Source organism: Actinobaculum suis, assembly GCF_900618115.1.
GTDB classification, from domain to species: domain Bacteria; phylum Actinomycetota; class Actinomycetes; order Actinomycetales; family Actinomycetaceae; genus Actinobaculum; species Actinobaculum suis.
Window position 1 is genome coordinate 1,924,550 of the sequence record NZ_UYIO01000001.1, and the last position, 23,532, is coordinate 1,948,081.

20 protein-coding genes and 1 tRNA gene are annotated in these 23,532 nt (G+C 57.2%); 12 read left to right on the forward strand and 9 right to left on the reverse strand.

Annotated elements, in window-relative coordinates; all coding sequences use genetic code 11:
- Positions 1 to 576: 576 nt before the first annotated feature.
- From H8274_RS07785 to H8274_RS07800, 5 genes are all read left to right on the forward strand, one after another.
- On the forward strand, positions 577 to 2,295 hold the full coding sequence (locus tag H8274_RS07785; protein ID WP_065414581.1) for an MFS transporter: 1,719 nt from the start codon (positions 577 to 579) through the stop codon (positions 2,293 to 2,295).
- A complete protein-coding gene (locus tag H8274_RS07790; protein ID WP_176700751.1) occupies positions 2,288 to 2,455 on the forward strand; it encodes a hypothetical protein in 168 nt (55 codons plus the stop codon). The genes H8274_RS07785 and H8274_RS07790 overlap by 8 nt, the downstream gene beginning before the upstream one ends.
- Before the next feature lie 22 nt (positions 2,456 to 2,477).
- Positions 2,478 to 3,755, forward strand: a complete 1,278-nt coding sequence (locus H8274_RS07795; RefSeq protein WP_185934236.1) for an MFS transporter — start codon at positions 2,478 to 2,480, stop codon at positions 3,753 to 3,755.
- Between the two features lie 394 nt (positions 3,756 to 4,149).
- The gene (locus H8274_RS09600; protein ID WP_221884782.1) at positions 4,150 to 4,281 is read left to right on the forward strand and encodes a Gfo/Idh/MocA family oxidoreductase; all 132 of its coding nucleotides are present in this window, start codon (positions 4,150 to 4,152) and stop codon (positions 4,279 to 4,281) included.
- 41 nt (positions 4,282 to 4,322) lie between these two features.
- Positions 4,323 to 5,189: a Gfo/Idh/MocA family protein gene (locus H8274_RS07800; RefSeq protein WP_221884783.1), complete on the forward strand. Its 867-nt coding sequence runs from the start codon at positions 4,323 to 4,325 to the stop codon at positions 5,187 to 5,189.
- Positions 5,190 to 5,399: 210 nt separating this feature from the next.
- Here the strand turns inward: H8274_RS07800 and tal are convergent, their stop codons facing one another.
- Complete coding sequence (gene tal, locus H8274_RS07805) at positions 5,400 to 6,509, reverse strand: transaldolase (RefSeq protein ID WP_185934237.1); 1,110 nt, start codon at positions 6,507 to 6,509, stop codon at positions 5,400 to 5,402.
- A 487-nt stretch (positions 6,510 to 6,996) separates the two neighbouring features.
- Here tal and H8274_RS07810 point away from each other — a divergent pair, with 487 nt between their 5' ends.
- Complete coding sequence (locus H8274_RS07810) at positions 6,997 to 7,962, forward strand: alpha/beta hydrolase (protein ID WP_185934238.1); 966 nt, start codon at positions 6,997 to 6,999, stop codon at positions 7,960 to 7,962.
- Between the two features lie 9 nt (positions 7,963 to 7,971).
- Positions 7,972 to 9,234, forward strand: coding sequence for a hypothetical protein (locus tag H8274_RS07815; RefSeq protein ID WP_185934239.1), 1,263 nt, complete (start codon positions 7,972 to 7,974; stop codon positions 9,232 to 9,234).
- Between the two features lie 43 nt (positions 9,235 to 9,277).
- Here H8274_RS07815 and nrdG read toward each other — a convergent pair whose 3' ends face one another.
- From nrdG to H8274_RS07830, 3 genes are all read right to left on the reverse strand, one after another.
- Positions 9,278 to 10,093: an anaerobic ribonucleoside-triphosphate reductase activating protein gene (nrdG, locus tag H8274_RS07820; protein ID WP_231583084.1), complete on the reverse strand. Its 816-nt coding sequence runs from the start codon at positions 10,091 to 10,093 to the stop codon at positions 9,278 to 9,280.
- Between the two features lie 2 nt (positions 10,094 to 10,095).
- Complete coding sequence (gene nrdD / locus H8274_RS07825; RefSeq protein ID WP_244924574.1) at positions 10,096 to 12,297, reverse strand: anaerobic ribonucleoside-triphosphate reductase; 2,202 nt, start codon at positions 12,295 to 12,297, stop codon at positions 10,096 to 10,098.
- 420 nt (positions 12,298 to 12,717) lie between these two features.
- Positions 12,718 to 14,121, reverse strand: a complete 1,404-nt coding sequence (locus H8274_RS07830; protein WP_185934240.1) for an OFA family MFS transporter — start codon at positions 14,119 to 14,121, stop codon at positions 12,718 to 12,720.
- 226 nt (positions 14,122 to 14,347) lie between these two features.
- Here H8274_RS07830 and H8274_RS07835 point away from each other — a divergent pair, with 226 nt between their 5' ends.
- Both H8274_RS07835 and H8274_RS07840 read left to right on the forward strand, forming a co-directional pair.
- Complete coding sequence (locus tag H8274_RS07835; protein ID WP_049619448.1) at positions 14,348 to 15,229, forward strand: patatin-like phospholipase family protein; 882 nt, start codon at positions 14,348 to 14,350, stop codon at positions 15,227 to 15,229.
- An 83-nt stretch (positions 15,230 to 15,312) separates the two neighbouring features.
- Positions 15,313 to 15,397: transfer RNA gene (locus tag H8274_RS07840), tRNA-Ser, on the forward strand.
- A 578-nt stretch (positions 15,398 to 15,975) separates the two neighbouring features.
- On the opposite strand, the gene H8274_RS07845 is transcribed toward H8274_RS07840, so the two are convergent.
- The 4 genes from H8274_RS07845 to H8274_RS07860 form a co-directional block, all read right to left on the reverse strand.
- Positions 15,976 to 16,380 carry a hypothetical protein gene (locus tag H8274_RS07845; RefSeq protein ID WP_065414590.1) on the reverse strand — a complete coding sequence of 135 codons (405 nt, stop codon included), beginning with the start codon at positions 16,378 to 16,380 and terminating at the stop codon, positions 15,976 to 15,978.
- A gap of 642 nt (positions 16,381 to 17,022) precedes the next feature.
- A complete protein-coding gene (locus H8274_RS07850; RefSeq protein ID WP_185934241.1) occupies positions 17,023 to 17,709 on the reverse strand; it encodes a response regulator transcription factor in 687 nt (228 codons plus the stop codon).
- Positions 17,706 to 18,896, reverse strand: coding sequence for a sensor histidine kinase (locus tag H8274_RS07855; RefSeq protein ID WP_141670066.1), 1,191 nt, complete (start codon positions 18,894 to 18,896; stop codon positions 17,706 to 17,708). Before H8274_RS07855 ends, H8274_RS07850 begins: the two co-directional genes overlap by 4 nt.
- A gap of 388 nt (positions 18,897 to 19,284) precedes the next feature.
- The gene (locus H8274_RS07860; RefSeq protein WP_049619452.1) at positions 19,285 to 20,484 is read right to left on the reverse strand and encodes a GTP-binding protein; all 1,200 of its coding nucleotides are present in this window, start codon (positions 20,482 to 20,484) and stop codon (positions 19,285 to 19,287) included.
- Between the two features lie 525 nt (positions 20,485 to 21,009).
- On the opposite strand from H8274_RS07860, the gene rpsN reads away from it, so the two are divergent.
- From rpsN to H8274_RS07875, 3 genes are all read left to right on the forward strand, one after another.
- Positions 21,010 to 21,312: a 30S ribosomal protein S14 gene (gene rpsN, locus H8274_RS07865; protein ID WP_049619453.1), complete on the forward strand. Its 303-nt coding sequence runs from the start codon at positions 21,010 to 21,012 to the stop codon at positions 21,310 to 21,312.
- 237 nt (positions 21,313 to 21,549) lie between these two features.
- Positions 21,550 to 21,930, forward strand: a complete 381-nt coding sequence (locus H8274_RS07870; protein WP_074663079.1) for a carboxymuconolactone decarboxylase family protein — start codon at positions 21,550 to 21,552, stop codon at positions 21,928 to 21,930.
- A gap of 34 nt (positions 21,931 to 21,964) precedes the next feature.
- Complete coding sequence (locus H8274_RS07875) at positions 21,965 to 22,213, forward strand: mycoredoxin (protein WP_049619455.1); 249 nt, start codon at positions 21,965 to 21,967, stop codon at positions 22,211 to 22,213.
- 190 nt (positions 22,214 to 22,403) lie between these two features.
- Here H8274_RS07875 and nudC read toward each other — a convergent pair whose 3' ends face one another.
- Complete coding sequence (gene nudC / locus H8274_RS07880) at positions 22,404 to 23,522, reverse strand: NAD(+) diphosphatase (RefSeq protein WP_185934242.1); 1,119 nt, start codon at positions 23,520 to 23,522, stop codon at positions 22,404 to 22,406.
- Between the last annotated feature and the right edge of the window lie 10 nt (positions 23,523 to 23,532).

Sequence of the window (23,532 nt, forward strand, 5' to 3'; positions counted from 1 at the left end):
CCACCAGCACTTCCATAAAAGTGACACAACGCAAAGGAATACCTCTAGAATCCACCCCGCCCTGGGTGATTAGAATGGCATCGTCCATCCAATGTTGTATTCGGATGGGCTTTTTCTTGTCTGCACAAGCATCTTGTTTACACAAGGCTCTTGTCCGAACATGTTTCCTGTCTGAACAGACTTCTTGTCTGTACAAGTTTCTTGTTCATACAAGGCTTTCTTGTTTATACAGGGCAATCTAATCGTCACAAAAAGTCGAGGTCAGCTCCGCAAGACGGATCCACAACTTCCGTTTCAGTGGCTCACGGCTCGCAATTCCCGGTTCTGGGGTAAGGGTTCCTGGGTAACGGTTCTACAACTAACGTTCCGCGTCTATTAGCTCCGGAGCGGCTGTTTTCACAACCTCCGGTTCCATTATTTCCGGTTCCGCAATTTCGTATTCCAGTACGACGATCCGCGTTAGGCGTACACAAAACGCCCGCCCGGCCCACATCATTCATCTTTTCGATTACAACCAGCGTTTTCATTGGTTACAACCAGCGCTTTCACACCTATTAGTTATGTTAGGAGGCCTTCGTGGCACGTTTTGGCACTCCCGTGGCACCTCTACGCACGGGTCTAAATCGCGTCGGACGGGGCGGCATCGTCACCGGCGCCAGCTTCGTCATCTTCTGTCTGTCCGCGGTCAGCGTGCTTTCCGTCGTCATCCCGGCACTGGCGGAATCCCACGGTTGGGACGTGGCCGCTACCGGTTGGATTTACCCGGTCTTCCAAACTTTCCAGGTGGCCGCTGGACTTCTTGCCGGGAGCCTTTCTGACCGTGTAGGCCCGCGCCCGGTACTGTTCTGGGGCGGCGTGTTGTACGGGGCGGGGTGGATTCTCACCGGGTTCGCTAACTCAGTACCGGCCGTATATTTCGCCTTCTGTGTGCTTGGTGGCATCGGTAACGGTTTCGCCTACTCGCCCTCTCTTTCGACGGCGCAACGCTGGTACCCCGATAAGCGGGGCGCAATTTCTGGACTGCTCATTGCCATTTCTAACCTGGCTACCGCGGCATTTTCGCTGGTTTCGGCTTCCCTTCTGCTGCCGCTAGTAGGCGCGGCCGCGACCTTCAAGATTATTGGCGTTTTCGCGCTGATCTTCACCTGTGGTGGAGCCCTGCTCACCCGCAATCCGCAACCCGGATGGCAGCCCGAAAACTGGCAGGCCCCGCAGGGAAGTAGCGCGACTGCAGGTTCTTACGGCGATCTGAGCCCCCGGCAAATGCTGCGTACCCGGCGCTTCTACTTCCTCTTCGTCATCTTTGCCTGCGCCTCCACCGCCGGCGCCATGATGATCAGCGCCTCCTCCCTAATCGCTCGCACCCAGCTTTTCCCCGACCCTTCCGCGCCCAGCGCGATTGCGGCCGGCGGGCTCGTCGTCTCTCTCACTACCATTGCTGGAGCGGTAGGTTCTTTCCTGGGTGGTACGATTTTCGATCGCATTGGCGGCCACCGTTCTTTGGTGATTATTTTTACGACGACGATCATCGCTCTCATCGGGCTGTCTATGGCACCCGTGCTGGGGTTTTATATTTGTGCTGCGGTCCTGCTTGGTATGGCGAATGGGGCACTCGGGGCTATCTACCCGCCTTTTACCGGGCAGACTTTCGGTACCACGCATCTGGGTTCGAACTGGGCCACCATGTATTGGGGGTATGCCGTGGCCACGTGGGTTTCCGCCCCGCTTTCCACAGCGCTCTACGACGAAAGCGCGGGCCGCTGGGCCTACCAAAATACTTTCTATGGCGCGGCGCTGATCAGCTTGGCAGGTCTGCTACTGACCCTGTACTTGATGCTCGCTGCCCGCTTGCATAATGCCACCCGGCGTCTGCTTTCTATTCTGCGGGTCTGGGACTACGCGCGCAGCCGGCGCAGCGAAGCGCGCGCGGAATCGCGCCGTGGATCTCGGGGTTCACGTCAGTTGCCCGGTACCTCGATAGCTCGGCGCTGGCGGCAGGCAACCACATGGCTACTTCAGCAAGCTGTGCCCGCCCGAATGCAAAAGCCCGGCGCCCAAGCGGGGCCAGAACCGTGGCCGGCGTCCGAACCGCGGCCAACCACAAAGCCGATCGCAAAGCCTACCGCTATGCCAACCGCAAAGCCGGCTACGCGGCCCGATGCTTTGCCGGCAACGCAACCCGCAGCCCGGCAACAGCCCGCACCGCCGGCAGCTCTGCCCGAAACACAATCTGCCGCGTATTTTGACGCGCAGCCCGCCCGCGAAACTAAGGAACCATGCCTTTCGTGTGAGTGACCTCAAAACGGATTTTCTGCGAGTAACCATGCTCCTGGCCGCGCGCGAAGCCGGTGGCTTCTCCCCTATGATGGGCGGCATTGCACCCAAACCGGGCGCAATGGATCCGTTTATGGCACGTGCGGTCCACGCTTTATTACTAAACACTTCGCTCACATAGAGCGGGCTATAGAGAAAGAAAAATGGCAGAAACACATACTGAGCACCGGCATACTAACCGCGCGCTCATCATTGGCGCCGCGTGCGTCATTATGTTCTTCAGTTCTTCAATCGCCCTATACTCGATCATCCAACAGGCAATAACTGCTATCCATCCGGAATGGGAAAAATCTTTGGCCTATGCCTTCCCCATGTTCCAAACCGCAATGGCCGTGACCGGTATTTTTGCGGGCCGGATCTCCGACAAATTCGGCCCGCGCAATGTCGTTTTCGTGGCTGGGATTAGCTACGGCCTCGGCTTTGGCCTTTCCGGCTTCATCACCACGCCCTGGCAGTTCTACCTCACTTTCTCGCTGCTTGGCGGCATCGGTAACGGGCTGGCTTATACCCCGGCACTCACCACCGGGCAACGGTGGTTCCCCGATAAGCGCGGAACCATTGCGGGTATAACTCTGGCCGCTGCCACGCTTGGGCCGGCCGCCCTCTCCCCATTCCTTTCTTCCTTGCTAATCCCGCACCTAGGCATCTTCAATGCCTTGAAGTTCCTAGGGGTACTCTTCTTCATTACTATTTCTGTTCCGGCGCTGTTTATGCGCAAGCCGGCCGATGGCTGGCTACCCGAAGGCTACACGCCGCCGCAAACGGCCACGGGCTCGGTTACCGCGGGCGTGTACGGCGATTTGGGCCCGGGTGCCATGATCAAAACCGGCCAGTTCTGGCTTATGGTTGTCACTTTTGCGTTTGCTGCAATCGCTGGCACCATGATGGTGGGCAATATGTCTACCATTGGCGGGCTGCAGATCTTTGGGGATCCGAAACTTACCGCCGCCGTAGCTTTCTCCGGCACGATCGTGATGACAAATACGATCGCCAACTTCTTTGGCCGGCTCTGCTTCGGCTGGCTTATCGACAGAATTGGCGGTTTCAAGGCTCTCTTAGGCATGCTCGTAATTACTACGGCAGCCCTGCTGTTGATGACAGTCTCTCACAGCCAAGCCCTCTTCCTGTTCTCCGTGGCTCTGTTCGGGTTTTCTTTCGGAGCGCTCATGGTAATCTACCCGCCGCTCACCTCCTCCCAATTTGGCACCACGAACTCCGGGGTGAACTACGGAATCATGTTCCTCGGCTACGCCACCTCCACCTGGATTCAGTCACTTTTGGTAGCCACTTTCCATGATCCGACCGCCGGGCAAAAGGCTTACCAGCCGGTGTTCCACGCCGCGATTGCCATCATGATCGTTGCCTTCGTATTGGTATTGATCATGATGCGTAACGAAACTCGCGAAAAGGCACGGGCCTAAGATATGGCCGGCCTAAGAAGGCACGGCCCTGAGTTAAGGCCGGCCTAAGAAGGCACGGCCCTGAGTTAAGGCCGGCCTAAGAAGGCACGGCCCTGAATTAAGGCCGGCCTAAAAAACGCGGGCCTAAAGCCAACCGCAAGGGGCTACATAAACCAATACTCGCGAACCTAGAAGGAAAACGGTAACAAGCCTAAAACCACCGCCGCGTATGCGGCCCCAACCTCGTACGCGGCGGTGGCAGGGCGAGCGGGGCAAGCCGGACGATCTCAACGAGCCGGACGATCTCAACGAGCCGAACGAGCCGGACGAACCGCTGTTTATAGCCCACAACCTGGCAAACACCACGCAATTGATCTAATGTTGAATTACTTCACAGAGCCGAAGGAGACTTCTGATGAATAACCCTGTACGTATTGCAGTTATTGGCGCTGGCGCCATGGGCCGAAACCACATTCGCTTCGTGCAAGAAGAACCTGAAGCGGAATTGGTAGCTATTGCAGATGCTTTGAGGCTGCCCGCCCGGTAGCCGAAGCCGCCGGCGTTCCTTTCTATTTAGATAATGAAGAGATGTTCAAGGAGGCGAAGCCGGACGGCGTCATTATCGTCACGCCGAATCACCTCCACTTGCCGGTAGCACGCCAGGCGCTCGCGCACGGCGTCGTACCCCTGGTAGAAAAACCGATTTCGGATGATTTGGACGATGCGCTCCGCTTCGCGGAAGAAGCTGAAAAAGCCGGAATTCCGGTGCTCGTAGGGCAGCACCGCCGCCACAACCCGAAGGTGAACAAGGCCAAAGAAATTATTGCTTCGGGAGTTTTGGGGACGCTCACAGTTTCGTCTTTCCACTACCTGATTTACAAGAATGATGAGTATTACGACGTCGAATGGCGGCGCAAGAAGGGCGCCGGGCCGATTCTCGTAAACCTCGTCAACGATGTGGATTTGATGCGCTACCTGATCGGGGAAATCTCCGAGGTGCAAGGTATGCAGTCTTCGAACGCGCGTGGTTTCGAAACGGAAGATTCGGCCGTCCTGACGGTACGTTTCGAAAACGAAGCACTCGCCGCGGTTTCCATTTCGGATGCCACTGCCTCCCCGTGGAACTGGGAAGCTACCGCGCGGGAAGATCCCCAGTATCGCCCCTTCGACGCCGATGCTTACTTCATTGGCGGCACCAAGGGTGCGCTGTCCTTGCCGCGTTTGCATCACTTCTCTTACGACGGCGCCTCCAGCTGGCACAAGCCGCTAAATATGGACATCCCGGGTGTGGATGAAGCGCTCCCGCACAAGATGCAACTCAAGCACTTCGCGCAGGTAGTGCGCCGCGAAGTCGCGCCGATCGTCACCCCGGCCGATAATGTCAAGACCTTGCGGGCAATCACGGCCATCAAGGAAGCTACCGAAACCGGCAAGCTCGTCAAGATCGAAAACTAGCGAGCGGCCGGCTAGCGGGTGCGGCTGCGGCTGCCAGTTAGCAACCCGCACTCGCATACGGCCACAGTACTAACAAATAAAACGGCGGCTGGGCTACACCTGCGTTCTGTTTTCACGCATGTATAGCTCAGCCGCTGTTTTGTATTAATTCCAGCTCGGCCGCGGTGGGGAGCAACCCGGGTTAAGCCCGGGCGCCCCGCCGCTAAAAATCTAGGCTTGTGCCTTATCGATGGCAGTGTTCACAGTGTTTTGCAGTTCCTTCCAAGACACGATGAACTTTTCCACGCCTTCCTTTTCCAGCAGGTCGGTTACGTCCTTCATATCCACGCCTACCGCGGTGAGGGCGTCGAATACTTCGTGGGCATCCGTGAAATTCGCGGTAATGGTGTCCCCGGTTACTTCGCCGTGGTCATATACCGCTTCGAGCGTTTTCTCCGGCATCGTGTTGACCGTTTCGGCAGCCACGAGTTCCGTCACGTACAAAGTATCCGGATAAGCGGGGTTCTTGACCCCGGTGGAAGCCCAGAGCGGCCGCTGGAGATGCGCACCGGCGTCGGCAAGTTTCTCCCACCGTTCGCCCGAGAACTTGCGCTGGAACAGTTCGTAGGCGAGCCGAGCGTTTGCCACCCCGGCCTTGCCGGCCAAAGCCTGCGCGGCGGGCGTGCCCAGAGCCTCCAACCGCTTATCAACTTCCGTATCCACGCGGGAAACGAAGAAGGAAGCCACGGAACGAATTTCCGCGAGCGCTTTACCATTGCGCTGTGCCTTTTCGAGGCCTTCCAGGTAGGCCTCGATGACTTCCGCATACCGTTCCAGGGAGAAAATGAGGGTGACGTTTACCGAGATGCCCTCCCCGATGGCTTCCGTGATTGCCGGTAGGCCTTCGCGCGTGGCCGGAATTTTGATCATCGCGTTCGGGCGGTCCACCTTGGCCCACAGTTCTTTGGCCTGCGCGGCAGTTGCCTCGGTTTCGAAAGCTAGATCCGGAGAAACTTCGATGGACACCCGGCCGTCTTCGCCCGAGGTCGTATCGTAGATCGGCCGCATAATCGTGCACGCGTTACGCACATCTTCCGTAATGATTTCGAAAATTGCGGCGTCCCCGCGCAGCCCTTTCGCGGCAACTTCTTGCACCTGCTGGGCATAAGATTCGCCGTCGGTTAGCGCGGCGGCGAAAATTGTTGGATTCGTAGTAACGCCAGAAATATCCCGCGTTTCGATGAGCTCAGCCAAATTGCCGGAAGTGATCCGCTCCCGAGAAAGGTCATCCAACCAGATGCTGACGCCCTGTTCGGCAAGTTTTTGTGTACGCCGTACCATGTATGCTCCTCACTGCGCGCCGCGCGCGCTTCAGGCTTAGTCTTCCCGGCGCCGTGAAAAAGTGCGCCACCCCCATCGTAGTTCGCCGCGCCCCGAAAATGCGGCCCTCCCAATCAGCGGCCAGCGGCGAGCCCTGCGAGCGGGCAACTTGGTGGCACCAATTCCGCGGTTTTGGTCGCTGGCGCGGCGGTGTTGGCAGGCACGTTTCGGGCACACGTTTTGGTTACACGTCCTGGGCACGCGTTCTGGTTACAGGTTCTGGGCGCACGTTTTGGTTACATGTTTTCGGCGCACCTTCTGCATGCCTACTTTAGGAGGCACGCTTTGGACGCATATTCCTGTGTTTCTGCTACCGCATGTTTTGGGTGCACGTTCCTGCTACGCGGTACCAGCTGCCGGTTCCTGCTACGCGGTACCAGGCCGCTGGCTCGCAAACCGAGTAGCCTAGAAACCAAATGCTAAGCCAGGCAAACGATCGAGGGGAAAGATGACGCAAGAGCAGACGCCTTATTCCGTTAGCAATGCGAAGTATCCGGAAGGTGCGCAGGTGCGCGGGCAGGAACTACGCCGCCGCAAAGTCATTTCTTATGGAAAGGTGACTTACCGGCAGTGGTTCGATACGCATTGGCCCCGCCAGCTCACGATGGACATTCTTACTCCCGATGAGGTGGGCCCGCACCCGGCCCTAATTTTCTTTACGGGCGGTTCTTTTGTGCGTTCTCACACCGGTAATTTTCAGCAGTTGCGCACGGCTTTCGCGGAAGCGGGGTTCGTGGTGGCGTCTGCCGAATACTCCACGATTCCGCATCCTTTCCCCGCCCAGATTGAGGACGGTAAGGCCGCCGTCGCTTTCTTGCGCACGCACGCCACCGATTTCCAGATTGATCCGGAACGTATCACGGTGCTTGGCGATAGTGCCGGTGGATACCTGGTGCAGATGCTGACGACGACGAACGGCACCGCCGAGTTTCTGCCCGCCGGAACTAGCGCGGCCCAGGCCCGGATTGGGGCCGCGGTTTCCCTCTACGGGGTGTCATATTTCATGGATCCGGCTGCTTCTGATGCGGACGTGCAAAAGGCCGCGCTTTCCGATTCGGAATTAGCCGCGATCGGGTTGGCTTTGGTGCGCGGGGTGGAATCTCCGCTTCCCTATGCGGGTTTGGCTGAGGCTGGCCATCGGGCCGCGCCGATTTTGCATGTACATGCGGACCAGCCGCCGCTGTTCTTGTTACATGGCGGGAAGGATGATTTGGTTTCGGTACGGCAGTCCACGGATATGTATCAGGCTTGCGAGCGGGCCGGGGCCGCGGCGGATTTGCGCATTATTCCGGAGGCCGGGCACGGGGATGCCTACTGGTATCAGGATGAAATCATTCAGGAAATTATTGCGTGGACGGCGGCGCGGCTCGGCTATGACCCGAGTTTCCGGCCGGGCGTACCAGTAATTTCCTAGGGCGCGGCCGTGCAAATTTTCGGTGGCGAATTTTTCGCTCCCTTGGACGCCGCGTTTCTGCGTACGAACTCTGCAACCTGTGCGGATTCTGCACTCTGCGCGGACTTTACACCCCGCACGGACGCGGTGCCCCACACAAACCCGGCACCGCGCACCAACCCGGCACCGCGCACAGACCAGGTACCCCACATAAACCCGACGCCCCACACAAATACGGCGCCGCGCACAAATCGCGGAATTGGTGTGGCGGGGGTGGCTTCGGGCCGGCAGGGCATTTCTCTGCTCGCACAGACCCTGCAGGATCTGGGTGTGCGCCGGGTGGGGATCGCCAGTTTTGCGTGCTGGACGATGGTCGAACCCTGGGAACTGGAAGGAATCGGGATAGATTTCCTGCCCGTGGGGGCCGATTTGCTCCCCTGCCCGCGTGCCCTTGCCGAGTATCCGGGGCCCGCCCATGCCCTGTTTTTTGCCACGGTTTTCGGGATCCAACCCGACTCCGCACTGCACCGTGAACTGGCGGCTTTTCGCTCCCGCGGCGGGGTCATTGCCCTCGACTTCACCCACGAAGCACTCACCCACAAACCGCTCATGTACGAAGCACCCGCCCACGAAGTTCTCACGAGCGAAACACCTGCTCCGAAACAGCTCATGCACAAAGCTTTGCAGCTGCAGCTTCCTGATTATGCGGATTTTGCGGTGGCTTCTTTGCGGAAGTGGGTACCGATTCCAGATGGCGCCTGGGTGGCCGGGCCGGGTATATCGCAACCGCTTTCCCGGAGCTCGCACGACGCCGCCGTCACTTCTCGCACCTGGCAGCAAATCTGCACGGGGCAAGATTGCGGCGCGGAGGCCTTGGTAGATCAGGCGCTTATCCCAGCTCCGCTGAGCCAGATTAGCCGTAGCATACTCCGCCGATTGGATACGCGTGCGCTATTAGAGCGACGCCTGGAAAACAGCCGCGCCTTGCGTGTAGCTTTAAGGGCACAAATCGCGGAATTGGTAAATCCGGGGGCACGCGGCGCTTTGCGTTTTCTGGGAGATGGCCGGTTTGCTGTGGTTATAGATTTGCCGGTGCCGGCCACCAGAGCCTTGCAGTATGCGCAAGCGCTAGCCGCGCAGGGGGTTTATTCGCCGGCTTTTTGGCCGCCGGTGCGCAACTCGTTAGCGGACACTTGGCCGGCAGTGCTGGCCTTGCCTATCGATCAGCGCTATACGCCGGCTGACATGCAAGTTTTAGCGCGCCGCGTGGTGCACGCCCTGCACGATAGCTAGGCATCTCGGTTATATGCGCGTATGCGCCCTTGGCGCAATTGGGTTAGGCATAGTCGCCGCCGCGCCAGAGGCGGATGCTGCCGGCTTCCCGGGTGGCGGGCACGTCAATGATCCGCTGGTTTTTGGAGCCGCGGAAAGTTAGTTCGCGCACGAAAAGTTTTTTGATGAATGGCCCATCTACCAGCACGTCTACCAGGGAAAGCAGTTCCTGTTTGTCTGGGGTTTCCCCTTCTGCCATTAACTGTTCGTAGGTGTAACCCGTCCAGCACCAAATGGTTTTGGTATTGCCAAAACGTTCCCGGAAAGCTTTGGCCAAAGGTAGCAGCACCGGAGTGTTGAGCATAGGCTCACCGCCCACGAAGGATATGCCAGCCACGTAACTGTGGGCGCAGTCTGCCAGGATGCGTGCTTCTAGTTCGGGCGTATAGGGCGTGCCGTACCGGAAGTTTTGGGCTGCCTTGTTGTAGCAGCTGGGGCATTTGAAGGGGCAGCCGGAAACATAGAGCGCGCAACGTACCCCTTCCCCATCCACCATGACGAAGGGTTTGTAGTCCGCCACATAGCTTTGGCTCATGCGCCGGCCATCCCAAGCCCCGGGCTGGCGCGGTTGGCGCACCCCGTGCTCGCTGGCAGCCTGGGCCGGGTGCACTACTTCCTCTTGGTGGGCGGCCGTTAAATCCGCCCGGTATTCAAAAGCGCTTTGGAGTTGCTTACCGCTATCAGAAACCGAAAGCCCGGGCCGTTCCCCCTGTGCGAATGCTTGTGCCGCACTGGAATACTGCCCGGCAGGCCGGGGCGCCCCGGAAGTTTCCGGGGCGCCCCCAGCGGCGTCGTGAATTAAATTCAAGTGCCGTGCCACGGCTACTCCATGAGCTCCTGTGCTTCCGAAAGCGGGCCGTCCATGTGCTTGACGCGGTGCACGATTTCTTCGTGCCGGCCGTGAACCATTGGGCGCTTCTGCGGGTTACCCAGGTAACCGCAGGTCCGCTTCACCACATCGCAACGATCCGGATCATCATTGCCGCATTCGGGGCACTTGAAACCTTCTGCGGTAGGCGCGAATTCGCCGTTGTAACCGCATTCGTAGCACCTATCAATCGGCGTATTCGTACCCAGGTAAGCCACCCGGTCGTAGGCATAGTCCCACACGGCTTCCAAAGCCTTGAGGTTATGCGTCAACTTCGGGTATTCGCAGTAGTGGATGAAACCACCGGCCGCGTACTGCGGGTAGTCCTTTTCGAAGTCGATCTTTTCGAAAGGCGTGATCTTCTTCCGCACGTCATAGTGGAAGGAGTTCGTGTAGTAATCCTTATCCGTAATATCGGGAATGGAACCGAACTTTTCCTTATCCATGGAGCAGAACCGGTTGGTCAACGATTCGGCCGGGGTGGAGTAGACGGAGAACCAGTACGGGTACTCCTGCTTCCACTCATCTGCTTTCTCCTTGAGCGACTTCACAATATCGATCGTGAACTGCTTCGCCTCCGGGTTGTGTTCCCAAGCCGGCCCATAGAAAGCGGTAGCGGCTTCGTAGAGCCCGATGTAACCGATCGAAAGCGTGGCCCGCTGGTTACGGAAGAACTTGGTGACGTCTTGATCGTCATCGGCCTCCCGAATTCCGAAAGCTCCGTGCCGGTACAGAATCGGCGCGTTATCTGCCACCGCTTCCTCGCACCGCTGCGCCCGGTAAACCAGTGCCTTCTTCACGATCTCCATGCGTTCGTTGAAGATCTTCCAGAAGTTTTCTTGGGAACCATTCGCCTCAATAGCAATACGCGGCACGTTCAAGGTAACGACGCCGAGGTTCATCCGGCCCGCGTTCACCGCTTCGCCCGTGGAAGGATCCACCCACTTGGGCAGGAAGGAACGGCACCCCATGGGAGCCTTGTAATCACCTTCCAGCTCCACGAGCTTGTCATAGCTGAGCACGTCCGGGTACATGCGCTTGGCCGAACATTCCAGAGCCAGCTGCTTAATGTCATAGTTCGGGTCTTGCGGTTCCAGGTTCACGCCCCGGCGCAAACCGAATACCAGCTTCGGGAAGATCGCGGTGTGGTGATCGCGCCCAATCCCTTCGATCCGGATCTGCAAAATCGCCTTCTGAATTTCGCGTTCCAGCGGCTTTGTTCCCATCCCAAAACCGAGGGTCACGAACGGCGTTTGCCCATTCGAGGAATACAGGGTGTTGATCTCGTATTCCAGCGACTGCATGGCGTCATAAATATCCTTGCGCGTCTTTTCCTGGGCGTATTCCACGCGGTTTTCTTCCGGCACCCAGCGGTTCGCGTCCGCCATGTGCTTTTCAAAGTTGATCTGCGCGTACGGGGCCAGCACTTCATCAATGCGATCCACCGAGCACCCGCCGTACTGGCTGGAAGCTACATTGGCAATAATCTGCGCGATTTGCGCCGTGGCAGTGTTGATCGACCGCGGCGATTCCACCCGTGCGTTACCGATCTGGAAGCCGTCTTTGAGCATGCCCTTGATGTCAATCAGGCAGCAATTGGTCATCGGCTGGAAGGGGTTGTAGTCCAGATCGTGGAAGTGAATATCGCCTTTGAGGTGAGCGTTGGCAACTTCCGGGGGCAGCATGTGCTTGAGCGCATAGGCCTTGGCTACCGAACCGGCGGTGAGATCACGCTGGGTGTTGAAAACTCCCGAATCCTTGTTCGCGTTCTCATTCACCACGTTCTTATCGCGGCCGAGTAGCTTCTCCACGGCAACTTCCACGTCCATGGAACGTTCCCGCGCCTGATCACGATCATGCCGGTATTCGATGTATGCCCGGGCAACTTCCGGATACTCCGACTTCATGAGCACGTTTTCCACGTGGTCCTGGATGGTCGGAATGTCCAGTTCGCCACCGCCCAAGGAGGCGACGACGGCGCGCGTAGCTTCTTCCTGGAAGGTCACGTTTTCTACGCCTTGCGAATTCATCGCCTTACCGATGGCGCGATAAATCTTCGCGGCATCGAATTCGACAACGCGCCCATCCCGCTTGCGCACGCTCCCGCTCTGCTGCGTGAGTTTCGCCGGGTCTTCCACCATTCTCCGCTCTGTCACTGACATGCGATCTCCAACCCCTTAAACTCTTACCTACTCCCCGCTTGGCGGCACCACCCGCGGGGCAAAACTATTCGTACTTGGGTGCGACATACGGTTTCTAACGCATCCCACACGCCCGAAGTAAAGCGTTAGCAACATTCTGGTAACGCCCAATTGACTACATATTGTGGTCGATCCTCCGTGTGAACACAAGATAGCGTAGCGCAGAGAAATGACAAAGGTGTAACTTCATTGCGTTACCGGCGTGCCCGGCGCGTCGCCACGCACTCCCCCGCGGCCATGCCAATGTTTGCGCGGAAAGAGCGACTACTGCCAAAAAACTTCGGCGTCGTCATAAAAACACCAGCAGCCAAACTGTGCCATTACGCACAATAAGACCGCTAGCCAGTTTGCTCCCTTTTAGTGAGCTTTCCAGGTTTACCGGGCTTTGCCGCGCGCAGCTTCCACAGTTTCGCCGCGGCTGGCAGGTTGCGGAGCCAGGCGGTAGAGAATCGTTAGCCCCAGGCCTACCGCTGCCAAGATCATGCACACGATCAGCGCGCCGGTGAAATCTCCGCCGGCGGTGGCGGCCATGCTCGCACCCCACCGCGGGGCCAAGAAGCTTGCCAAGCAGAAGGCGATGAAAACGATACCGTAGTTGACGCCGTTAAATTTAGGGCCGAAGTTTTCCACGGTGAGCGGGGCGAAGAGGCTCATAATCCCGCCGAAAGCGCAGGAAATGATCACCACGCCCACTGGGGACACCCAGGTACCGGTACCAAATGCGAGGATCGCGAGCGCGAGCACCCCCAGGCTGAAAACCGCGGCGAGAGTATTGATAATGCCCCAGCGGTCGGCGATACTGCCCCACACAATCCGGGCCGCGGCATTGCAACCGGCGAAGAGCGAAACGTAGAGCGCGGCGGTGGCTGGCGCCAGGCCAAACATGTTTTGCCCAATGCTCGCCAGGCTAGACATAATCACCGCACCAAAGCATCCACCCAGGAAGAACATGCCGGCAATAATCCAGAACCTGGCCGTGCGCAGCATTTCCCGCCACTGCAAATTTTGCGGGGCGCTCGCTCTGGCGCTCGCCCTGGCTCTCGCCTTGGCGCTCCCCCTGTTGGCGGCAGGGTTTTTAGCGGCCGGTTTTTGGGCGGCCTTACCTTCCACATTCTTAGCCGCAGCCTTTGCCGGCCCGGTGTAACCGGCGGGTACGTATCCGGCCGGGCAGGAACGTACGAGGAAAAGAGCTGCCCCGAGGTTTAGCACCGCAAATGCCAGGCCTAGGGCAATGAAGGTGGCCGAAACTCCCATCTTCGCGATGAGGCTCACGGCAAGCGGGGCCACCAAAACCGCGCCCAGACCCATGCCGGCAGTAATCAGCCCGGATACTTGCCCGCGCCGATCCGGGAAATAACGCATGGTATTGGTGAGCGCCGAAGAATAGAGCAAACCTTGGCCGGTACCCGTAACGAGTCCGTAGCCGAGTACAAAGAGCGGCAAGTTCGGGGCCAGCCCGGCCACAATATGCCCCAGTCCGAACAGGCCGCCACCGATGAGCATCAGCGTGCGGGCATAGCCGGCGTCGAGCCACTTGCCGGAAAGGATCATAACCACCGGAACCAACAGGGAAGTAAAACCGAAGGCGAGCATAACGTCTGGCAATGCCCACCCCTGCGTGGCGGAAACCGGCGGTGCGAACACGGAGAAGGCCTGCAATGCCCCGGTGGTCAGCATCATGAGAACGGTACCCACGAGCACCGCCCAACGGTTGCCAGCCAGCGCCGCAGTGCCTTCTTTCCGCCCTCCGGCTGTTACTAGAGTCGAGGCTTTGTTCATAACTTCCCCCCCCCCCTTTGAACTCGCACAATTCGGATAGCAATGGGTCCCAAGGTACAAAACCGGGCAGTTACTTCCTAGTAGGCACCTCTCTGTTTTTAACTTGCATTTTGGCCGGCGCTGTGAATTTGGCGCGGCCGGTGGGCTTGTGTGCAAATGCGCGAGACTGGGACGGCCGAAATAAGCAGATCATTGATAGCGTTGATGCGAACAAGATTGGGGAGACATGCCGAAAGTAGAAGAAACTGCGGTCATATTTGAAGGTGGGGCGTTTCGGGCTGTGGCCACGGCGCCCGTCGTCGAAAAGCTAATTGCGCTGGGCATTGAGTTTCCGTACGCGGCGGGTATTTCCGCGGGAGCCACGCATACCGCAAACTATATTTCCAAGGATGCGGGCCGCTCGCGTGCCTCGTTCATTAACCTAGCTGCCGACAAGCGTGCCGGTTCCTGGCAGAGTTTCTTACAGGGACGCGGGCTTTTTGATTCCGAGTACATCTACCACCATACTTCCGCGCCGGGCGAGCTCCTGCCTTTTGACTATCCGGCGTTGGAAAACTCTTCGCAGGACTACCGCATCCTGGCTTTCCGCATTGCCGACGGGCAAACCGTGGCCTGGGGGCGCGAGGATGTGCATTCGAAAGAAGATTTTTTGGTGCGGGTGCAAGCTTCTTCTTCGATGCCCGGGCTGATGCCTTTCACAGCGGTTGATGGGGAGTTTTATGCCGACGGCGGGATCGGGGCCACGGGCGGGATTGCCATCGATGCGGCGGAAGCGGACGGGTATGAGAATTTCTTCGTGGTGATGACGCGCAGCCGGGACTACGTGAAAACTTCCAACCCGGTTTCCGATCACCTCATGCGCACGCTATTCCGCAACGCTCCCAAGGTGGCCGAAGCGATTGTGGAACGGCCCGAACGTTACAACCGCACGCGGGAACACCTGTTTGAACTTGAACGCCAAGGGCGGGCCTATCTTTACTTCCCCGAACATGCACTTCCGGCCAACCGGGAACGCGATCCGGAAAAGCTCACCGTCGCCTATGAAGCTGCACAGGCCCAGGTAGAAGCCGAATACCCGCGCTGGCTGCGTTTCTTGGAACTGGACTGAATTTGAAATGTGCCCGACGGCTCACATCTAAAAACTCGCCAAAACTGCCTGTTATCGGTTATCCTATTGGGGCGCTAATGCGTGGAGGATTCGCCTAGTGGCCTATGGCGCTCGCCTGGAACGCGGGTTGGGTTAACGCCCTCGGGGGTTCGAATCCCCCATCCTCCGCAGTAAGCCGCTCCTAGAATTTCTGGGAGCGGCTTTTTCATGCGGTTTACGGCGAGACAGCGCGGGAAACTTGGGTCAGTCATCCAATTCGCGAATATGCTTCCATATTGCTCTATGCACTCCTGTGTACATAGTGAGGGATACGTCCAGGGACACACGCAAGGGATACAAAATTCGAACACCCCTCCCACCAAAAGGTTATGACCCTATTTTTATTGGAGCGCCAGGCGGAGCAATGGTCCAAATATGGTTGCCAGCTAAGAACCTTACCCAGGCCTTAACAAAGGCTATCGCACTATTAGAGCCCCGCGTGCCCATGGTCGGGCTATCAGCGTTGTCTAAAGCCATTGCTGACGCGGGCTAGCCCATGCCCACCAACAAGGGCTCAGGCCCCGATTTATGTTAATAAGACAAATCGATGTTTTACGTATAGAAGGCGTTCCCTTTGGTTTTGCGGCAAAAGTGCCGGCGAGGAGATGATTAACCTCGCCGGCACTTTCGTAGTAACTATCATACAATCTCTTGTTACGAGTTTTTATACATGCAGCATTCCGCAAACGGCACTTACCTTATGAGGACTACTCAGTGGGAGTAGCTTCGGAGAGCAGCATCTTGGTGGTAGTGAAATGGGTCGCCCACGTTTTCCCGACCCCAAGTCTTACAGCCTCTTGTAAGTAATTCGAAACTACATCGAAGTGTCCGGTAGTGGGGTAGTGGATCCCGCGCATACCGTGCGATTCCGGGATCAGCAATTCTCCGCGTTCCCATTTGCCGCCGAAGGCTCGTCTCAATCCTTCACCCAAAAACATGGTGTATTTTTCTTGCACCCATGCCGATGCTGGATCTTGAGTTTGCAAGAATAGCTTCTCGCACTCGTGCAAAGAGCTCGTGGACCAGGGTGAATCGTGGTCCGCACCGGGGATTACGTACTTAAAATCTCCCGAGTCTATAAACGTTTGAGCTATGTTAGCGAACTGTTCCATGTTTTACCTCGTTAGGACCCACACCTTGCCCCTTTTTCTGCACTTTAGCTTAGGCTTGTCAGGGAACTGGTTATTGTAAAAGGCACGTGCAGCCTCGCAGGCGGGCTTTGAAAGAAGAACTCTAAATACTGCACCCCAGGCAAAATTAGGCTGTACACGAGATGATTCTAGGTCAAATCTTTCGCCATGATGTAAGCTGCCTGGTTCATGTACGGGGTACAGCTTAGCGAATTCGAGAAGAAGATCATCGCTTTGAGAGCTTATGGCGTTCGAAACGATTGGCGAAGGTTGCGATTCCACCTCTATGTGAGCGTCGGTAGACGCAACAGCGGGGGTGATATTCACGGTGGTGGCAAATAGCGCAGATGCGACTGCAGTAGCTACCGAGGCTTTCGTTAATTTTCTTTTCATATCCAGAATGTTCCTTGCCATCGTGCCGCTCCTACGGCGGCTCGGTTGCGTTTGTGTATCTAACGTTACGGCCGGAATTATCCGAGCGATATAGATGTTTTATAGAGTCTCATACCGATTTTCTTCGGTACGGAAAAGTGCCTGGCGGGCGGGTGCGGAGCCGACGATGTAAATAAAAAGGCTAGGGGGCCGGACTAAGGGGAGCTCGTGCATCTACTTTCTGCTTGTGTACTACTTGTGTAATCCAGCCTTCAAAGCGGTCACTACCAGTTCGACGCGCGTATTACAACTCATATGCGCAAGGATGTCGGAAACGTATGAACGTACAGTTGTTTCCTTGAGATTTAGCCGGCGCGCAATCGTCTTATTAGTGGCTGCTTCCAAAAGGAGATTGAAGGTGGGCTGCAATCGAGCCGGTAAGGACTGCACGGCGGCAATGAAATCGGCATATTTTCCCTGGCTAACGTGTGACTGAAAATACGCTTCGGCTAAGATTTCTGTGGGCCGCGCAGACATTATTTTTTCGCCCTTATATGCTTTTCCAATGGCCTGCACAAGATCTGGTATTAGAACGTCTTTCGTTAGGAAGCCGCGTACGCCCGCTCCGATAGACTGGGCAAGAGATTCTTCCTGATGAAAAGCTGTGAGCATAATGATCGCGATATTCGGATATTGAAAACTCACTTCTCGAGCAGTCTCAACTCCGTCTTTTATGGGCATATCAACGTCTAAGAGTAATACGTCTACGCTTTGCGTACATAAAAGGCGGAGGGCTTCTGCGCCATCCTGCGCCACCCAGGCGATCTCAATACCTTCCTCGTGTGCCAAGAGTCGTTGCAAACCCTCACGCATGATGTGGTCATCGTCGGCGATCGCAATTTTTAAAGTAATCTTTTCTTGTTTCGCTTCGACATTCATTGTGGCTCCACATTCCTAAGTATCATTTTCCTAAGCGAAATGCTGCATGGCTGCCAGTTGTTTGGCAAGCCAGTTTTCACGGTATTCTCTGCGGAGATGGGCAGAGTTATGTAGGTGAGCCATTTCTCTCCGGGGAGTGCTCCCGCTTCTAATGTTCCACCTTGCGATTCCACTAGTTCCCGCAAATTACTCAAACCGAAACCACTTGTTACCCCGGGCGCGGGCTTACCGTCCGCCACGTCATTGCTGATCGAGAGAATAAGTTCTCTAGAAACAGGATGGAACTTTATCACGAGGTCCGCTTTGGAATGCTTAGGAGCATATTTCAGAATATTGGAGCCGCACTCCCTTAGTACAAGGATGCCCCCTTTTAATTGTGCAGGGCTGATTTTATTCTCGATATTCTCGGGCAGCGTGTATTTGAGGGTGATTTTACGCGTCGCGAGCATTTTCTGGATTTGCCTTACTACCCGGTTAATATTTTTTTCGGATGGAGGAGAAGAAGCGTGTTGGGCTGAAATGATGGATCGCACTCGGCGTGAAGCGTGAGTTGCGATATTCCCCAGAGCCTCCATTCTCGGAGCTGTTTCCGGGTGTTCCCGCGCGATATCTTGCGTCAGGAGAATTATGTGGGCGAGGTCTTTGGCCGTGTTGTCATGCAGTTCTTGGATTAGTTCTCGGGTATTTTGTGCGTTTGCTTCGCGAGCGTTTTCGAGTTCCTCTTCTGCACTGAGGAGCCGCGCGCTTTGCCATCGCAGCAATAATCCGATAGATACAGCAAGCAGCCCAAGAAAAACGGAGATAAACATCTGCGCTGTTGGGTTAGAAGTGAGCAGTAACTTCGTTACCTCTACAGTCAACAAGAGAATCGCAGCACCTAGCATCCAAGCACGCACTATCCATATGATAATGACGAGATAAACACCTAAGGGAAGCATTCCTGGTTCGGACGGAGTGCTCAGCTTCAGGTGCAGTACGCATAAGCAAAAAGTAATCTCGAACAGTATTGAGCGTGAGGCCAAGGCCAGCAGTAGGGCAAGGGTGATCTCAATGCCAGCCTGTACACGGGAAAGGTCAACCAGGCCGAGGATGTGTCCATATATGTCAAAACCGATCAGCAATACGGCACCTACGGCATAGATTGGCGCATATCGCGTCCGGGTTAGCTTTGGTAACCACTCACTCATGGAGTCAGTATGACATTCGTGCAGTTGGAGAGTCAGGCGGTCCACTATGGAAGATGCTGTCCAGAGCGGGCGAGTCATTAGAGAAGCCTTTCGGTAACGGAGGTGGATGCCGTATTCTTGCCGGCTTTGTGGCTAGTTGAAGATGCGTGCAAAGCCGGCCAGGCAGCCGCCGCGGGAGGCCGCGAAATCACCGGAGGAACTGTTTCGATCTGCACGTCCAAAAGATTGCGCACGATTCGTCGATCGGGGTGCTCAGTTCACCTCTTATACTCCGCAGTCAGCCGCTCCTTGATTTCCTGGGAGCGGCTTTTTCATGCGGTTTACGGCCATTCCCCCACTTCCCGTATTCGGTTCCCTGCTTCCCGCAGCCATTCCCCGCTTCCCGCAGCTAGTCTCCACTTCCCGTATTCGGTTCCTCGCTCCCAGTAACGGGCCCGAGCCAGGTTTCAAAACCGTCTTCGTTCACGTCCCAGCTAGTTCCGCACACGTCCATTTCGGTATCGGTGAGCAGTGTTTCCGTAAAGACTTGCTTGATTTCTTCACGCCCCGGCCCGCGGCCCACAAATTGTAGACGCGTATAAGGTGCCTGCGTGGTAGACCCCATGCCAATTGCTAGGCCGCCGCCCACACCATCCCAATATCCGATCTGACCGTGCCGGGTGGGAAGCCAAAAGTTGCCACGGGCCCGCACCTGCCAATGGGCGAGGGAGGCCAGGTTCCGCAAAAGCCGTTGCGGGTGGAAGGGACGTTCCGATTCCAGCCGCAACGTCCAGATTTCCCCGCTGCATGCCTCGCCATATTCGCCGTTGCCGAATTCCAACCAGTTTTCAGTGGCCTCGGAATTAAAGCCGTCCGTGAGCACCTCCGGCATTAGGGCGAGCGGAGTGGCAGCGTCGGCAGTATCGAGCGGGGCGTGGATAACGGCGTCGGGCCGGGAAAGGATTTCCAATAGTTCCTTCGCACCGGTACTGAGAGAACCGTGGACGTCGATCACATCCGCTCCTTCCACCAGGGCCGTTACCACTTCGGCAACCCCGCGCTCATCGTGGCCGAACCGCTCCTCCGGATATTCTTCCGCCAATAGGTTGTACCCGAGCGCGTCCTCGAGTACGCGGGGGCCCGCCACCGCAACTACCACGGAACCTATCCGCACGTGCGGCGCGGCCTGCGGCTCCGCCATCAGTGAATAGCAAAGCGGTACCGCTTCAATGGTAGGCGGCATCTCCACAATAATTGCCGGCCAATTACCCAGCCGTGCCAGCTCTTCCAGCACGCCCGAAATATCGGCACGTACGGTACACGCCACACACCCGTGCTCCAGAAAACGTTCCGTTTCATCAAGCACGCCGGTCAGTTCGATGATGCTGCGCACCAGCAACTCGCGCTCAGCGTCCAGGTGATAGCGCACCACTACCGCTTCCGGCATCAGCAACTGCGCGCGCGTACTCGTTTGCGCGAGTTCTGTTTCTCCCATCCCGCACACGAAAACCACCGGTACCGTTGCGTTCCACTGGCCTTGCGCGCGTTCTATTTTCGACGCCGCCGCGCGCCGCTGGCGCCCGGCCGAACCGGAAGGATTTGCACTCATCTACTACCTCACCTCATACCCGTACATTACATATCCGGGCTACTGGATACAGCGGCCGCCGTATACCGGCCGCGCGCCCCGACCGTCGCACGCTCCCGGGCATCACAACTGTATGCCCAAGCCGCTGTAGCTGTTATATCCGGGACTCTGACTGCCTGTTTATCTAAAACACTCCGCGCGGCTTCCCGCCTCACCAACTAGCTAGTCACAAGTTGGCTCGTAACCGCGCGGTGGTCTTTTCCATTCCTCGCACCCTACTTGAGAATGATTCTCACTCTCAAGTAGAGTTCGGGTGAAGTTGCGCCCGGGCCGCGAATCGCTATCGAAAAACACGGAACTATTCGCGGTGCGTGTACGCAATATTGTCCACTACCTGGGGGTATAGCGCGCTCTCGCGTCCGCGTAGCGGGCACGAGCCAAAGTGGCTAGAACTTGGTAGCGGGCGCGAGTCGGGGCCGAACAGCCAGAAAAAGCATGAACCGACCAAAAAGAATCACTAGTTAGATAGGTAAACGTAGAGGAATAATGGCTAAGAAGTCGAAGATTGTTGCCAATGAGCGGCGCCGGGCTACGGTAGCGAAGTACGCAGAAAAACGGCGGGAATTGAAAGAAAAGGCACGTACCGCGAAAACTGTGGCCGAGGCAATGGATTTCCATCGCCAACTTTCCCTATTGCCACGCGATGCTTCGCCCACGCGGGTGCGAAATCGCGATCGGATTGATGGGCGCCCGCGCGGATATATTGGCAAGGCCGGCCTTTCCCGGGTCCGTTTCCGGGAACTAGCACTGCGCGGCGAACTACCCGGAATCAAGAAGTCTTCCTGGTAAAACTGCCGGCCAGAGGCATCCGCCGGCTACTCGCAGAACCAATTCCGCGATTTATGCGGGCGCGGGCGCCTTTCGCGATACCAATTCCGCGGTTTGTGTTTTCACGCCGGTGGGACCAATTCCGCGATTTGTGCCCTTGCACCCGCAGGGCCGTTTTCGCGCAAACCGCGGAATTGGCCGCATCCGCAAGTTATGCACGACCTCGACACTTCTTCGCTTTCTGGATAGCCTGAACTCATGTATGACGTTGCAAAAGGACGCCAGTTTGAAGAAGAAACCGCAACCCCGGAAGGTACCGCTACCTGGAAAGGGCAACTTGATAAGTATGCTGCCGGCAATCCTTCCGAATGGGTAACGGGAGCAGTTTTCGGTGGCACTTATGAGCGCCCGGGCCTCGAGTTGCGTGACCGCCAAATGCTAACCATGGCCGCGCTGGCCGCTATGGGCGGCGTGGAACCACAACTCACCGGCCATATTGCCACCGCTTATAAGCACGCCGGGATGAGTAAAGAAGAAATCGCGGAATGCTTCGTGCACCTAATGCCATATATCGGGGTGCCCAAAACCTTGGCCGCTATGCGGTGCATGGATGCGGCCTTGAAAGATATTGACGAGTAGCCCGGCCCGCCTGCTCCCGGGCTAGACTAGCCGCATGGCCAATATGAAGATGTATACCACCACTTGGTGCGGGTACTGCAAAGTTTTGAAACGGCAGCTCGAACGGGCTGGCATCACCTGGGAAGAAATCAATATTGAAGAAGCTCCCGGGGCTGCAGAGCATGTTGCCCGCATCAATGGTGGTGATCAAATCGTTCCTACCCTGGAGTTTGCGGACGGTAGCACGCTAACTAATCCCAGCCTCAAAGAAGTGCAAGAGCGCCTCGCGAGCCTCGGCGAATAACCGCCCCGCTTTGCCAGCCACTTGCCGGCCAACCTACCGTCCAACCGCCGGTACACCCGCCGGCCGTTTTTTGCCGCCTTACCGGTCAGCTTGCCGCCTTACCGGCCAGCTTGCCGCCTTACCGGTCAGTTTGCCAATAGCCTTACCGGTCAGTTTGCCAATAGCCTTACCGGTCAGTTTGCCAATAGCCTTACCAACCGAAGAGTTCGGCGTAGGGCAAGGTTAGGCCAGAACCGGTGCCGCCGGCGCCGGTTCCTGCGGCGGCGTCGTTCCCGGCACTTCCCGCACCGTAGCGCGAGAACCCGGCACGGCCACTACTCATTCGCGTGCTACCACCAGGGAACTCCGTATTTTCTCCGACCAGCCATTGGGAAATCATGAGCGCAGCAATCGAAGTACGGCCCGGTAGGCTGATCCGCCCCGCGCGGGCAGCGTCGAGGAGAGCTTCGCGGCTATAGAACCCTGCGCTTTTGATTTCGCGATCGTCAACGCGAATATCGGCCGTGCTCTGTTCGGTGCGCGCAAAGAAAGCCACCATGAGCGAGCGCGGGAACGGCCAGGGCTGCGAACCAAAGTAGCGCACGCCCGTCACCTCGATACCAACCTCTTCGGCCACTTCGCGGCGCACGGCTGACTCCAGGGGCTCCCCGGCTTCCACAAAACCGGCGAGTACCGAATGCCGATTTCCCTCCCACCGCGCATTGTGGGCGAGCAAAATCCGATCCTGGGCATCGAGCACTGCCATAATCACCGCCGCGTCCGTACGAGGATAAGTTGGATGCGAATCCGGGCACACAGCGAGCCACCCGGATTCGAGGATGCGCAGCGGTTTCCCACACATTTCACAAAAACGTTGCTGGCGCCAAGCCGCGCACAAAGCCACCGCTTCCGTAGCCAGAGCCACGTCGGAATCTTGCCAAAGGCCACCGTAAGAAATCAACGCACACCATTCGACGCCGTCTACCGTGCGGCGCGGGTGCTCCCGGTTCACCCCGGTTGCGAAACTATCCGTAAGATCCAAGGCGAAAAAGGCCGGTGTAGTGTTCGCCGCCGGCACCGTGCTTTCTTGCGCCGCCACCGTCCCCAAATAGTAGGCATCTTCGAGGTTGTATCCGCGCGCGCGAAGCTCGCTCGCCGAGTAGAAAACCGGCCCGGCTTCCCCCGCGGCAGCCACGGCTTGGCCGCTCACTAACAGGTAACGAGCTTGCGCAGATTCTCGTAGCTCCGCCACCCGGGTGGGGTGCAGGCGCGCATTTTCGTCACGATCTATAAAACCTCGCGAGAGCGCAGGTACAGGCAATTCTGGCATAGTTCAAACT